We start from the raw sequence: 13,397 nt of genomic DNA, 5'->3' as shown, positions 1-13,397 counted from the left end.
GTTAGTTGTGTTTTTAGGGTAAATAAATATAGAGCATAAAATTAATATTGCAAATAGAAATAATATTTGTTCTTATTTCCATCCGTTGGCTTTATAACAACTAAACGGAATTATGGAATGAATAAATTATTGACCCTGACCCCCTTGGCGGTCGCGATTGGTTCTTCACTAGTAGCACCAAGCGCAGTGGCTTCAGAAGAGACGAACTCAACCTCATCAGCAACTGAAACGATTCAAGTCTTCGGGCATCAGTACGAAGGTTATGCTGAACACATGCCTCAATCAGGCACCAAAACCGATGTGGAATGGCTTGATGTGCCACAAGCGGTATCCGTAGTAACGAAAACAGAAATGCAAGACCGAGGCGCGGTGCGTTTAGTGGATGCGCTAGATGGGGTAGCCGGGGTCAATAACACCTTGGGCGAAGGCAGCCGTGACCAGTTCATGATTCGCGGTTTTGATTCACTCAACGATATGTACCGTGATGGCTTGCGAGATGACGGTACGTTGCAGTCTTACCGCAGCTTAGCGAATGTTGAACGCGTTGAAATTGTGAAAGGTCCTGCGGGTGCTTTGTATGGCCGTGGTTCGGCTGGGGGCATCATCAACTTGGTGACGAAACGCGCTAACGGTGAGAATTTTACTCACGTAAACGGCAGTGTAGGTAGCAACAACCAGTATGTCGGTCAGGTCGACAGCTCAATGGCGTTTTCAGATAAGGTCAACGGGCGGATTAACTTGGAGTACCGTCAAGCCGACTCGTACGTTGATCATGTTGATTCAAACGATTTCTTCATTGCACCGACCATTCGTGTGCTACCAGCGGATGGTCACACCATTGATATTGACGTGGAATACGCCCATCAAGAACTAGTGCCATATCGTGGTGTGCCATCAAAAAATGGCAAGCCAGTTGATTTGCCAGTAAGCACTTACTTTGGCGGCACAAACGACTATCAGGAGTCAGACAGTCTCCGTATTGCGGTGGATTACGAATGGCGTCTGACTGATCAATGGGTATGGAACAACCGAGCGGCGTTCAACCATATCGAACTTGAGCAAAAAGGCACGCGTCAGGGCAAAGTGACGGGTAATGAAGTGTCTCAAACCGTTAACAACTTTGGTTACGATCCACGTACTACGACCACTTTACAATCTGAGCTGATTTGGGAAACCAACGACAACCAATTGATGTTGGGCGCGGATTTCAACCAAATTGATATTGACCTGACGTTGGCAAGTGACAAAACGCTTCCCCCGCAAAATATCTACAACCCAGTTGTGGGCCCAACACCCGATCCGGGCTTTAAGCCATTTCGTGACAATACCACCACCACGACAGGTTTGTATGTGCAAGACGTCTATACGTGGGGCGACCTTTCTTTGATCGGTAACGTGCGTTACGACTCGATGGAGCTCGAACAACAAAAAGCGGGCTCAGATAAGGAAAAATTGGATGATGACAAATTCAGCTACCGTGCTGGTTTGGTATACCGCATCAATTCCGACACATCCGTATACGCCAGTTTAGCGCGCTCTTGGCAGTTACCGTACGCTGGTATCTACATCAATCCAAAATTGGCGGAGTTCTTCCACACCGACTTAAAAGAGGTGGGTGCGAAAGCGTACCTTTTGGATAACGCATTAATGTTGAATGCGGCACTGTTCCAGATTGATCAAGAGCAACCACAAACTAACGTGGACGGCGATGTGATCGACAAAATTGAAGTGCGTCACCAAGGCATTGAATTAGAGGCTCGCGGCCAAATCACCAAACAGTGGGACATCTCTGTGGGTTACAGCTACTTAGACGCGGAAGACAAAGCCACAGGCAAAAAGCCGAACGATGTATCAGACCACTTGTTCTCTCTTTGGAGCACTTACCAATTGGATGACAACTGGCGTTTAGGCGGTGGTGTGAAGTATGTGGGCGACCGTTACGCAGGTAACGACGAAGCCGTCGCACTTGGCGATTACACAACGGTGGATTTGATGGCGGCGTACACCACTAGTCGTCACAAAATCCAAGCGAACGCTTACAACATTTTGGATGAGAAGTACATTCTTGGCGCAACAAACGGCACGTCTGGCCTAAACCAGATTGGCTACGGCGCACCAGCCGAGTTCATGCTTAGCTACGGATACCAGTTCTAGGCTTGTTGTGCGTAGTTGGCGCACGTTGGCCGATTTTTGCCTCATATTGAGGATTTTTTAGCCCCGAGAGCCTACGGGATGTATTCTGCCCGAGGCTCAATTTCTCGCAAAGGAGATCTTAATGTCTTACCAGAATTTGGATGGTAAAGTGCGTGTACGTGCTGGTTTGTCTACCACTTACAGTGTGCTCGCTATTGCTATCGCTTCTGCCACCTCCATGAGTGCAGTTGCCGCTCCTGCCGCAAAAAACGAAACCACCGTGATGGAAACGGTTGTTGTCACTGGCAGCGTGATTGGCAACTCTGACATTGAAGACGTCAAAGAGTACCCTGGTGCTCGTACCGTCATTACCCGTGATCAAATTGAGAAAACTGCAGCTGGTTCGATCGATAATGCGCTACAGCGTGTTCCGGGTATTAAAGTTCAGGATGAAAGCGGAACGGGCGTATTGCCTAACATTTCCGTACGTGGTTTGAAAGCAAGCCGCAGTGGTCATGCGCAGTTCTTGATGGATGGTGTGCCGCTAACGCTCGCGCCATACGGCCATACTGGTCAGTCTATCTTCCCAGCAACGCTGTCGATGCTTGATCGTATTGACATTGTACGCGGCGGTGCCGCAGTGCAGTACGGTCCAAACAACGTCGGTGGTGTGATCAACCTAGTGACCAAACCGATTCCACACACTTGGCAAACTGAAATCAGTAACCGCCTTACCGTGTTTGATGGCGGTGATGCGCCGCTGAATGATTTTTACCTACGCACGGGCGGTTGGTTAAGCGACACATTCGCGCTGCAGTTGGAGGGTAACTTCCTAAAAGGCGAAAGCTTCCGTGAACATTCCGATACGGACGTGAAGAACTTTCAAGCTAAAGCACAGTGGCTACTGAGTGATACTCAAGAGATTCAAGCATTCCTGCAACGTTACGATGCTGAAACGCAAATGCCGGGCGCACTTTCGCCACAAGATTACGAGCAAGATCGTCATCAATCGAAACGTCCTTACGATGATTATGAAGGTAAGTCGACGCGCTGGAGTGTTAAGTACATCCACGATTTGCCATTTGCCGACAGTGCCGAGCTAGAAGTGCTAACGTTTGGTCATAAGTCAGAGCGTCTTTTCAAGTGGGGCTTTAACAGCGCGGGTGGCCATTGGGCAGATCCGGCTTTGCCTTCTACGAAAGTAAGTACTTCACCACGAGAGTTCCGTGTTTATGGTATCGAACCTAAGCTTGCTGTTTTTGTTGATGGAGGTGCCATTACGCAAAACTGGATTATAGGGACTCGTTACATTAATGAAGACATTCAATATAAAGTGACACAAACACCAGTGTCAGGCGGAGCCACAAATGTACCGCGAAACTGGCACCTTGATACCGATGCGTACGCAGGATATGTGAGCAACGAAGTCGGCCTGTTTAATGGTGCGTTAAAAGTCACGCCCGGACTTCGTTATGAATTTGTTGATATGTCCTATAAAGATTTGGGCAGCGGGCAAGAATCTGGAAACAAGGTGACTGAATTATTGCCTGGTGTGACGATCGCATATAACTGGAATGAACAATGGCTGAGCTATGCCAATGCGCAGAAATCTCTTCGCGTTCCTCAGCTTGTTAATGTTCGAGGGGTCGGTGAGGAAAGCAGTGAGTTGGCTTGGAACTACGAACTTGGCGTTCGGTATGTTCAAGATTCAACAAGCTTCAATGCAGCTTTGTATCGCATTGACTTTAAGGATCAGTTGCAGTGGCGGAGTGCGACAAATACGTCTGAAAATATAGGTAGAACCCTTCACCAAGGTTTAGAACTTTCTGCTCGTTACGTGCCTGAAGCACTACCTGCACTGAGTTTAGGCGCAAGCTATAACTATCTAGACGCTACGCTTGAAGAAGAAGGTGAGAATAAAGGTAATCAACTGCCTTACACCTCTAAGCATCAGCTTGGTTGGGATGCAACCTACGCATTTTACGGCATGGACACCACGCTATCGGGCTTCTACTTCAGTGACTCGTATACCGATAACGCCAACACCAGTGCCGAAGATGCAACAGGCGCAACGGGTAAAGTACCATCTTACATGGTGTGGAATTTCAACTTGGGGACGGATTTATACAAAGACGACAAAGGCAAGTTACGCATGAATGTTGCGGTGAACAACTTGTTTGACGAGGAGTATTACTTCCGCGGGATTGATACAAGCCCAGTTGGTCGGTACCCAGCTCCGGGACGCTCTTACACACTGGATCTGAACTATCAGTTTTAAGCGTTTCGTTCACCGAGTTTGAAAAGAAAAGTCGCCAATTTACCTTGGCGACTTTGCCGATCTTAGGTACTGGAAAACTCTTAGCACTGGAAAAAAGCAAGATGAAAAATAAAAAACAATTTACGATCAAACACTTTTCAACCGTTTTGCTGATGCTACTGAGCTCAGCTTTGATGTCATTTAGCGCATTTTCTCAGGCGCGCAGCGTGCAAGATGAGCAAGGCACGTTTGAGTTAGAAGCGATACCTCAACGTATTGTGGTTTTAGAGTTTTCGTTTGTCGATGCATTAGCGGCAGTCGATGTCTCACCGGTAGGCGTTGCCGATGACAACGATGCCACACGAGTTATCCCTGCTGTTCGAGCCAAGATTGAACCTTGGCAATCGGTCGGCATGCGCTCACAACCGAGTTTAGAGGCGATTGCGGTGCTCAAGCCGGATTTGATCATTGCTGATGCAGAACGTCATCGTGCGATTTATCAAGATTTGCAGCGAATTGCGCCAACCTTGCTGCTAAAAAGCCGTGGTGAGACATATCAAGAAAATCTCGAATCCGCACACAAAATCGGCGTGGCAATTGGCAAACAAGCGAAAATGACACAACGAATTGAGCAGCACAAACAGACAATGGCGGAGTTCAAACAGCATTTTGCGACACAAGAAACCATTCAGTTTGGTGTGGTTTCTGACAAAGGGATGTGGCTGCATAGCCCGGTTTCTTACGCTGGGGGCGTTTTGAGTACGCTGGGCATCCAAAGCCCGCTGGCTCCATCTGAGCAAAAAGCGTATATCCCAACCAGTTTCGAACTTTTACTAAAAACCAACCCTGATTGGTTGTTAGTTGGACTTTACTCTCAACCAAATATTGTGGATGAGTGGCGCAAAAACCCATTGTTTAGGTTGCTAACTGCTGCGAAAAAACAGCAACTTGTTGAGGTTTCTCCTGAACTGTGGTCGTTAAATCGCGGCATGTTGGCTGCGGAAGAAATTGCCCGCAATCTTGAAGCGTTATTGGAGCGCTCATGAGTGCGGCGATAAGCTCGGAAAGCGCGTCTTCGGTTAGCAAATCGCATTGGAAAGCGAGCTTGTTTGTCTGTGCTATGGCGTTGTGTACGCTCTCAGGCTATGCAGCCTCAATGATTGGCTGGTCCAACTTTTCTTTGAGCGTTAATGATCTGACAAGCTATTGGTTTGCGTTTGATGACGGCAATATGCTGCATCAAATCCTCGCGACGCTGCGTGCGCCTCGTGCCTATGCTGGGTTATTAATTGGCGCTTCGCTTGCGGTATCCGGAGTGCTGATGCAAGGACTAACTCGTAACCCTTTGGCGTCGCCATCCATTCTCGGCATTAATGCCGGTGCGGCGTGTTTTATGGCCTTGGCGTCCATCGGCGTACCATTCTTTAGTCAATTGAACCCAATCATCAACGCAGTACTCGGCGCGCTACTAAGTGGTGGTGCGGTCATGTTGTTGGGCGGTTTTTTCTCCGCGCGTTCTCACCCATTGCGTTTAGTGCTAGCGGGCATTGCCATCAGTGCACTGCTGATAGGGTTAACTCGTGCGTCGGTAATTTTGGCGGATGACATGGCTTACAGCGTGTTGCATTGGTTAACGGGTTCACTCTCTGCGGTAGATTCTGAGCAGTGGCAGCAACTGTGGCCTTTTGCGACTTTAGGTTTGGTGCTCGCCATGGGCTTAGCGCGAAACTTAAATTTACTCGCGTTGGGGGACGAAGTTGCTGTTGGGCTAGGTGGTAACATTCGTCTTACGCGATTTATCAGTGGTTTAGCGGTTGTGCTGTTGGCAGGAACTAGCGTAGCGATTGCTGGGCCAATTGGCTTTGTCGGGTTGTTAGTGCCGCACTTGGTACGCCCGATTGTTGGTCACAACTATCACATTCTCATTCCGGTTTCCGCCTTGTGTGGCGCGGCATTGGTGACGTGGTCAGATGCTTTATCACGAGCGATTGCCTTTCCGGCTGAAACGCCAGTGGGCGTGATTACCGCGCTGTTGGGCACACCTTGCTTTATCGCGATTGCAATGAGGAAATCATCATGATGAATCAAACCAAACTGTTTGCATTAGTTGGATTGTTGCTGATTGCGTCTTCTCTCACGCTGTTTGTTGGCGCGGCGAACATGTCGGCTCAACAGGTTTTTGCATTACTGTTTTCTTTCTCTGGCTCGGACTTTGTGATTCACCAATATCGATTGCCGAGAATGTTGCTCGCCATTGGCGTGGGCGCTGGGTTGGGGCTGTCAGGCGTTTTAGTGCAAGGCGTCATCCGTAATCCACTTGCCTCACCAGATTTAATGGGGATAAGCGCCGGAGCAGGACTGGCGGCTACCGCTTGCTTGGTGCTGTATCCAAATGCGTCAGTGGCAATGTTGCCGATGGTCGCCATGGCGGGAGGCTTGCTTGCTGCTGGCTTTATTGCTGTGCTAGCTTACTGGTCGAAACCAACACCAGCACGTTTGGCGCTGATTGGTGTTGCTGTCAGCGCATTTTTAGCCAGCGGTATCGACTTTCTTCTGATTGTGCACCCTATTGAAATCAACACGGCGATGGTCTGGCTAACGGGCAGTTTGTGGGGACGAAACTGGCAACAAGTACCGTTTATTTGGAGTGCTCTAATGCTGCTACTGCCATTGGCGTTTTGGCTGGCTTGGCGGCTAGATGTGATGGGGCTGGGAGAAGAAAGCGCCACTACGCTTGGCACGAAACCAAGACAGATCCAAATTCTTGCGCTGATTGCTGCGGTACTGCTGGCGAGCATCAGCGTGTCTGTGGCAGGTACAATAAGCTTTGTTGGCCTTCTTGCGCCGCATCTTGCGCGTTTGCTGTTTGGCCACAATCACAAGTTGTTGATTCCTGCCGCTGCAACCCTTGGCGCTTTGTTGGTGATTTGCGCCGATGGTTTAGCGAGAGGCTTACAGCCACCAATTGAGCTACCAGCGGGTGTGCTGACTTCTGTTATTGGCGCACCATATTTCATTTTTCTTTTGTATCGTTATCGAGGTTGGTAAGCATGTTACGAACGCAGAACTTATCCGTCGCGTACGGCAAACAGACCATCATTCCGGATCTCTCTTTGTCGATTCCTCAAGGTAAAATTACCGCGCTAGTTGGCCCAAATGGTTGCGGTAAATCGACACTATTAAAAACCTTGATACGCATCAATAAACCAGCTTCTGGCCAAGTGTTGTATGACGACAAACCACTAAGCAGCTACGGTGATAAACGCTTGGCACGCTCGTTGTCTTTGCTGCCGCAGATTCTTGTCAGTCCTGAAGGTATTACCGTCAGAAAACTGGTCGAATATGGCCGCTCGCCTTATCTCTCTCATTGGGGCCGGTTAAGTCAGCAAGACAAAGCCTTAGTCGAGCAAGCAATGCAAGATACTGGCGTGATTGAGTTTGCTGACAAGCCAGTTGAATCGCTGTCTGGCGGTCAAAGGCAAAGGGCGTGGATTGCGATGGTAATGGCGCAAGATACCGACGTAGTGATGCTTGATGAGCCAACCACTTACTTGGATCTCTCTCACCAAGTTGAGCTGATGAAACTTATGAGGCAGATGAACGACAAAGGCAAAACTGTAGTGGTAGTGCTGCACGATCTAAACCAAGCTTGCCGTTACTGTGATCATTTGGTGGTGTTGGAAAAAGGTCAGTTAGTCACTCAGGGAACGCCGCAAGAGGTACTAACAGAGGGCATGTTGGCATCGGTGTTTGATTTACAAGCGAGAGTATTTAACGACCCAATCTCAGGTACGCCGATGTGTGTGGCGGTGTAGGTTTACGTCTTTCGAAAGCTATCTGCAATAAAAACGTCGAGCCATAAAAATAAACCCCGCTAGTTATACATTTGCTAGCGGGGGTTGTTGTTTTTAAGTGCGTTCCTAACGTGGCGTTTAAGCCAGTTTAAACGTCGCTACTTTCGAGTTGAGATCCTCGGCTTGTGATTTCAGCTCAGCAGATTGATTCATCGATTCTTCGGCACCAACCACCAAGTGATCAGTCACATCTTTAATTGACGTGACGTTTTGTGTGATTTCATTGGTTACGTGCGTTTGCTCTTCGGCTGCGGTCGCGATTTGCGTTGCCATATCGCTGATCAACGCAACGGCCGCGTTGATTTCATCCAGAGCCAGTGCTGCGCGATCGGCATCTTCCACTGATCCTTGGGCAAGTTGAGAGCTTGTATCCATGATGGTCACAGCGCGTTGTGTGGTCTGTTGCAAAGTCTCGATCGTCGAGCGAATCTCTTCGGTTGAGGTGTGTGTGCGTTGTGATAGCACGCGCACCTCGTCTGCAACAACGGCAAAACCGCGACCTTGCTCACCTGCACGCGCCGCTTCAATCGCCGCATTCAGAGCCAGTAAGTTGGTTTGCTCTGCGATGTCTCGAATCGTTGATAGTACTGTAGAGATGTCTTGCGCGTGCTGGTTGAGCTCGCCGATGACAACGCTCGCTTGGTTGACTTCAGAAGACAAATTGTTGATGGACGATTTGGAGTTGATCACCAGTTCATGACCATTTTGTGTGCTCGCTGAAGAGTCTTGTGCGGCTTTGGCCGTCTGCTCTGCATGCGCTGCAATCTCTTGCGTTGCCGATGCCATTTCAGTCACAGCGGTCGCCACCATAGTGATTTCTTGTTGCTGATGGTTCAGATCAGAAACCGATTGATTCGCGCGAGTTGTGCTCAGCTCCGATTGTTGGCTCAGTTCTTCCGCTTGGTGGCGAATGTGACCAATAAGTTGCTGCAAACTTTCAACGAACTGGTTGAAGTTTTCAGCCAGTTCACCAACTTCGTCACGGTTTTCTACTTTGATGCGTTGAGTCAGGTCGCCGCTACCGTTGGCGATTTGCGCGAGCGCATTCGAAACATTGTAGAGCGGACGGAACAAGATGTTACATAACAGGTTAAACAAAGCCACACAGATAACGACGACGATAGTGGTTGCGATGATTTGATCCCAAACAGCATCGTAAAGTGGGGCAACCAACGAGTTTTGATCTAACACTGTGACCGTTGTGAGTTTGGTGCCCTCAATATGGCGCGCGTAAACCACATATTCGGTGTTGTTAATCGAGACACGACGCTCTGTGCCGGAACGTGCGGCAGAGGTAATATCGCTGTTGTTTAGGCCTAGCTTGCTAACAGGTTGGTTCAGCAGCTTACCGTCGTTATGGGTGAAAATATTGCCCTGTTCATTGGCAATAAACATATAGCCTTCACCCGGCAGGATCACTTGGTTGAGGCTGTTTAGGATATCACCGATCTCGACATCTGCACCCAGAACGACGGTTTGACCATGTAGTTGCAGGGCTTTACCGAGCGACACGACGTTGGCCCCCGTGGCCGCTGCGACGGTTGGGTTATCCATAAAGACTTTCGATGGATTGGCAATGGCGTTGGTGTACCAACCCCATTTGCGTGGGTCGTTATTACCTGGTGGCAAAACCACCCCATTGGCGTTGTCTTGTGAGCCGTCTGGGTAAGCGAGAAAGACGTTATCAAACGCGCCAGAGTCTCGGACTTGTTTCAAGTGCGTAACTAGAGAACGCTTCTCTGAATCGGAAGAGAGTGACGTCAGTGCTCGCTCTTTTGAGAGTAACCAGTCCTTTACGTATTGATTGTAAGATGCGCTGGTGCTTTCTAGTCGTTGCGCGACTTCGACATCCAGTCTGTTTAATGAATCTCGAAAAGACAGCCCTTCTACCAGCACTCCCCCGAGAATGATGGCTGCACTGGCAGAGATTGCCAGTTTATTTTTTAATGATAGATTTTTGAACATAAAGCGAATAATAGATCTTTGAATAATAGTTGTTGTGTTTTTATTCTCATCAGGACTCACCGAGCCGTTGAATATGCAGCAGAAAGTCAGATTCGAATCTGTTCAATAATTATATTTTATTGCTCAAAATAAATACTGACTCCATGTCGCGATTTTGAGTTTTACATCAAATAAGAAAAAGGCTTTTAAGCTGTGTTATTTATCTATTTGTAAAGTAAGGATTTGTCTATTTTTGTAAATGATAATTGATTTTATTAAAAGGTGATTTACGTCACGTTTGAGTAGTAAATAATCCATTAAAAATGTGAAGGTCATCGAACGAGGATTATATTGATCGGCTTAATCATTGCTATGGACAATAGTTATGCGCAGTATATTGTTAGTCCCCGCGTTATTACTGTCAGGGTGTGCTCTGACACAACAGTCGACGCCGATTCAGCCTGACGCCAACTGGCATGTCGACCAGTTATCGAACGGTATGAAATACCATCTTTACCCAACAAAAGACCAAGAAGTATCGGTCCGTTTGGTTCTGAATGTCGGCTCATTCCAAGAAGAAGCCAATCAAAAAGGTTACGCTCACTTTGTTGAGCACATGGCGTTTAATGGCAGCACGCATTTTACCGGCAACGACGTTGTTAAACTTTTCGAGCAATCTGGTGGTAGCTTTGGTGCAGATATCAACGCCTTTACCACTTATCAGCAAACTTCTTACCAACTTGATCTTGCCAATAATACAAAGCTGGAAGATGCCCTGAAGTGGATGAGAGATATCGGAAACGGACTTCAGTTTGCTCCTGAACAAGTAGAGAAAGAAAAAGGGGTGATTCTTGGTGAATGGCGACGTGCTAATCCGGATGATAAGTCCTTTTCTATGCATGCTTATCAAGCGTCGATTGAAGGCACTATGTATGGTGAACACGACCCAATTGGTACTCGCGAAGCGATTCAAAATGCCTCATCAAGCAAGCTAAAAGCGTTTTACGACAAGTGGTACCAACCACAAAATGCCGAGTTGGTTGTGACCGGTAATATCGACGTGGATTCACTGTCCAATATTATCAAAAACAAATTCTCGAACTGGGAAAGCACCTCGGATACCGTAATAGAGAAGCGCCGCGATATTCGAGTGAATAACCAAAACCGAATCTTGCCAAGTAACACGATGGAATCACCAAGCCTTCATTTAGTGATTGAGCGTGGTCTAAGTGGCAGCACTACGATTGAACAGCAGCATCAAGTGTGGCGTGATGAAGTCGCAACACAGCTAATTCAACAACGTCTGATTAGTGTACTTAATGATGCCGCTGAACCTTTTCAGTATGCTTATGCCCAGCCTTACTATTCCAACTACCAGCGCATGATGTCGGCAGGTATTTCGTTTGGGCCTGAGCGTCGTGAACAAATGCATCAAACTTTCATCAGCACGTTGGCGTCACTGAGAGATTATGGTGCGACCCAATCTGAGTTAGAGAGCATCATGTCAAATTGGCAAGGTGAGCTCGCAAATATTGATTCAGACTGGGACCAACGTAAGCCAAACAGTTATGCAGAAGCGCGCGTTTTTCAAATTGACCAAGGCAGTGTGAGTCAATCAAAAGAGAGTTACGCCCAGAGTTTGTCTGAATTCATCAACAACGAGAACCTAGAGAGCATTAACACGCAATTGAATGCCTTGTTGTCTGAGCAACCAATCTTTGTGATTGGGTTAGGGAAAAGTGAAACGTCAGCTCAGTTCAATGATGTATTTACCGATCTATACAGTGCCTACCTCCAAACGGGCGAAAAACCGTTAGAGATGTATGACAAAGTGGATGGATTCTTACAGCCTACTCAAGAAGGTACCATCACCAGCATGCGTCAGGAAGCGGGTGGCTTTCAAGTTTATACGCTATCAAACGGTGTCGAAGTGTGGTTCCAAAAAGATGCCAAAGCGGGTGGTCGAGCTTATATTTACTATGCGAGCCAAGGCGGTAAAGCCGCCGTTGATCCAGCGTTATATGCTGCGTATGAAATCGCCGCAACGACGGCGATACGCAGTGGGTTAGGGGCATTTTCTGGTTCAGAGTTAGACAGTTACTTACGCAAAAATAACATTGCGCTTAGCGCGATTCTTGATGCGACCAGTCACGGTTCACAAATTACCGCGCCAACAACGCATTTAACTTACGCGTTGAATGGGTTGTACAACCTAGCGACGGAGATCAAAGTTGACGAGCGCCAGATGGCGGCAGCAAAGCAAGAGTTTAAACAGCAGAGTGGCGCTTTTTTTGAATCGCCGATGGGAAAACTGATTCAGAAAGCAAACGGCAATTCTTATTTGCCGGGTAGTCGTCATCGTATAGTGTCCAGTGATGATGTTGAACAAGTGACTTCCGAGCAAATACTGGCGGTGCATGAGCAACTTTTCAAAACCAATGATGGTTTTAAGATGGTCATTGTGGCAAATGTCGAGCCGGAAGAAATTACGCCACTCTTGCGTAAGTATGTGGCCTCCATCGAGATGAAACCGGGTCGTTCGATTGATTACCATGTTGCGTTCAACACCGACGTGCCGGCGCGAACAGTCGTTGCGGATGGTCATGAACCTTCATCCTTGTATGTAATGCGTTTGACTAACACGAACGATTACCAACGTACGGCAAGGGATACGGTTATCGAAGATATTTTGCAACGTATCAGTAATGCGCGTGTCTTGGATATTGTGCGAGAAGAGTCTAGTCTCGATTACAGCCCAAATATTTACACCGTGACGCAAGATCGCGAACCAATCTCTGATTGGCTCTTGGAATCTCAAGTTGAGCCCGAAGACGTGGCAGTTTTAGATAGCAAGTTAGGCAAAATGTTTGATGACTTGGCTTCGAACATCACGCAAAAAGAGGTGGATACGGCAGCGAAGCAATTGGCGGTAGCGATGCAAGGATTAGATGATAATCCTGCTCAGCGCGCATGGTCGTATACTCGATACTTAGTGCATGATTACGGCGTCGATGTGTTACTTGACGTTGAAAACGCGGCTAAGAGTGTGACATTAGAAGAAGTGAAAGCGCATGCGAAAGCGGCTTTTGGTCCACAAGCAAAGCGCTCGGTGATGATTTTAAATCCGGCCGAATAATCACTGTAGCTTCTGACGAAGCTCGTGTCTCTAGTAATAAAAAAGACGGCGTGAAAGCCGTCTTTTTTATGCA

The 13,397-nt window shown here is 47.8% G+C and carries 8 protein-coding genes; 7 read left to right on the top strand and 1 reads right to left on the bottom strand.

The genetic code is table 11. The features are described 5' to 3' along the window. Positions 1–117: 117 nt before the first annotated feature. The 6 genes from L3V27_RS07075 (at position 118) to fecE (ending at position 8,205) form a co-directional block, all read left to right on the top strand. Entirely contained in the window at positions 118–2,154 is a 2,037-nt protein-coding gene (locus L3V27_RS07075; RefSeq protein ID WP_237311431.1) for a TonB-dependent siderophore receptor, read from the top strand. 121 nt (positions 2,155–2,275) lie between these two features. Beyond that, a complete protein-coding gene (locus tag L3V27_RS07070) occupies positions 2,276–4,411 on the top strand; it encodes a TonB-dependent siderophore receptor (protein WP_237311430.1) in 2,136 nt (711 codons plus the stop codon). A gap of 101 nt (positions 4,412–4,512) precedes the next feature. After that, positions 4,513–5,436: a Fe(3+) dicitrate ABC transporter substrate-binding protein FecB gene (locus L3V27_RS07065; RefSeq protein ID WP_145533942.1), complete on the top strand. Its 924-nt coding sequence runs from the start codon at positions 4,513–4,515 to the stop codon at positions 5,434–5,436. Continuing rightward, entirely contained in the window at positions 5,433–6,470 is a 1,038-nt protein-coding gene (locus L3V27_RS07060) for an iron chelate uptake ABC transporter family permease subunit (protein ID WP_237311429.1), read from the top strand. Before L3V27_RS07065 ends, L3V27_RS07060 begins: the two co-directional genes overlap by 4 nt. After that, entirely contained in the window at positions 6,467–7,438 is a 972-nt protein-coding gene (locus L3V27_RS07055; RefSeq protein WP_237311428.1) for an iron chelate uptake ABC transporter family permease subunit, read from the top strand. The genes L3V27_RS07060 and L3V27_RS07055 overlap by 4 nt, the downstream gene beginning before the upstream one ends. A gap of 2 nt (positions 7,439–7,440) precedes the next feature. Beyond that, on the top strand, positions 7,441–8,205 hold the full coding sequence (fecE, locus tag L3V27_RS07050) for a Fe(3+) dicitrate ABC transporter ATP-binding protein FecE (protein WP_237311426.1): 765 nt from the start codon (positions 7,441–7,443) through the stop codon (positions 8,203–8,205). Positions 8,206–8,322: 117 nt separating this feature from the next. Here the strand turns inward: fecE and L3V27_RS07045 are convergent, their stop codons facing one another. Further along, positions 8,323–10,209: a methyl-accepting chemotaxis protein gene (locus L3V27_RS07045; protein WP_053808230.1), complete on the bottom strand. Its 1,887-nt coding sequence runs from the start codon at positions 10,207–10,209 to the stop codon at positions 8,323–8,325. A 364-nt stretch (positions 10,210–10,573) separates the two neighbouring features. On the opposite strand from L3V27_RS07045, the gene L3V27_RS07040 reads away from it, so the two are divergent. After that, positions 10,574–13,324 carry a M16 family metallopeptidase gene (locus L3V27_RS07040; RefSeq protein WP_237311425.1) on the top strand — a complete coding sequence of 917 codons (2,751 nt, stop codon included), beginning with the start codon at positions 10,574–10,576 and terminating at the stop codon, positions 13,322–13,324. Positions 13,325–13,397: the final 73 nt, after the last annotated feature.

This window comes from Vibrio sp. J2-3(2022) (assembly GCF_021725735.1).
GTDB classification, from domain to species: domain Bacteria; phylum Pseudomonadota; class Gammaproteobacteria; order Enterobacterales; family Vibrionaceae; genus Vibrio; species Vibrio diabolicus.
Note: the sequence above shows the minus strand (reverse complement) of the source record. Positions and strands in the feature narration are given on the sequence as shown.

Coding starts and splice junctions, on each gene's coding strand:
- L3V27_RS07075 (WP_237311431.1), top strand. CDS start 118: ATGAATAAATTATTGACCCTGACCCCCTTGGCGGTCGCGATTGGTTCT.
- L3V27_RS07070 (WP_237311430.1), top strand. CDS start 2,276: ATGTCTTACCAGAATTTGGATGGTAAAGTGCGTGTACGTGCTGGTTTG.
- L3V27_RS07065 (WP_145533942.1), top strand. CDS start 4,513: ATGAAAAATAAAAAACAATTTACGATCAAACACTTTTCAACCGTTTTG.
- L3V27_RS07060 (WP_237311429.1), top strand. CDS start 5,433: ATGAGTGCGGCGATAAGCTCGGAAAGCGCGTCTTCGGTTAGCAAATCG.
- L3V27_RS07055 (WP_237311428.1), top strand. CDS start 6,467: ATGATGAATCAAACCAAACTGTTTGCATTAGTTGGATTGTTGCTGATT.
- fecE (WP_237311426.1), top strand. CDS start 7,441: ATGTTACGAACGCAGAACTTATCCGTCGCGTACGGCAAACAGACCATC.
- L3V27_RS07045 (WP_053808230.1), bottom strand. CDS start 10,209: ATGTTCAAAAATCTATCATTAAAAAATAAACTGGCAATCTCTGCCAGT.
- L3V27_RS07040 (WP_237311425.1), top strand. CDS start 10,574: ATGCGCAGTATATTGTTAGTCCCCGCGTTATTACTGTCAGGGTGTGCT.